The organism is Streptomyces sp. SX-6 (genome assembly GCF_059089585.1).
This window is the reverse complement of the sequence record NZ_JBTHHU010000087.1, coordinates 1-1,070: the sequence shown is the minus strand read 5'-3', so window position 1 is coordinate 1,070 and position 1,070 is coordinate 1. Positions and strand designations below refer to the sequence as shown.

1 protein-coding gene is annotated in these 1,070 nt (G+C 67.0%); it reads left to right on the top strand.

All coding sequences use genetic code 11. From position 1 onward, the window contains the following. A partial coding sequence (gene glnA, locus ACV530_RS36585) for a type I glutamate--ammonia ligase (RefSeq protein ID WP_494337048.1) occupies positions 1 to 1,070 on the top strand: 1,070 nt, incomplete at both ends.

Here is a 1,070-nt window from a genome sequence, read left to right as displayed (position 1 = left end):
GGTGAGCAGTACAGCCGTGATCCGCGGAATGTGGCGAAGAAGGCCGAGGCCTACCTGGCCTCCACCGGTATCGCCGATACCGCCTACTTCGGCCCGGAGGCGGAGTTCTACGTCTTCGACAGCGTCCGCTTCGAGACCACCGCCAACCGCTCGCTCTACGAGATCGACTCCGAGGCAGGCGCCTGGAACACCGGCGCCCGCGAGGACAACCGCGGCTACAAGGTCCGCTACAAGGGCGGCTACTTCCCCGCACCCCCCGTCGACCACTTCGCCGACCTGCGCGCCGAAATCAGCCTCGAGCTCGAGCGCTCCGGACTGCAGGTCGAGCGCCAGCACCACGAAGTCGGCACCGCCGGCCAGGCCGAGATCAACTACAAGTTCAACACCCTGCTCGCCGCCGCCGACGACCTCATGCTCTTCAAGTACATCGTCAAGAACGTCGCCTGGCGCAACGGCAAGACCGCCACCTTCATGCCCAAGCCCATCTTCGGCGACAACGGCTCCGGCATGCACGTCCACCAGTCCCTGTGGAACGCGGGCGACCCCCTCTTCTACGACGAGCAGGGCTACGCCGGCCTGTCCGACACCGCCCGCCACTACATCGGCGGCATCCTCCGCCACGCCCCCTCACTCCTGGCCTTCACCAACCCCACGGTCAACTCCTACCACCGCCTGGTCCCCGGCTTCGAAGCCCCGGTCAACCTCGTCTACTCCCAGCGCAACCGCTCCGCCGCCATGCGCATCCCCATCACCGGCGCCAACCCCAAGGCCAAGCGCGTCGAATTCCGCGCCCCGGACCCCTCCTCCAACCCCTACCTCGCCTTCTCCGCCCTCCTCCTCGCGGGCCTGGACGGCGTGAAGAACAAGATCGAGCCCGCCGAGCCCATCGACAAGGACCTCTACGAGCTCGCCCCCGACGAGCACGCCAACGTCCCCCAGGTCCCCACCAGCCTCCCCGCCGTCCTCGAAGCCCTCGAGAACGACAACGAATACCTCCAGGCAGGCGGCGTCTTCACCGCCGACCTCATCGAAACCTGGATCGACTACAAGCGCACGAATGAGATCGCGCC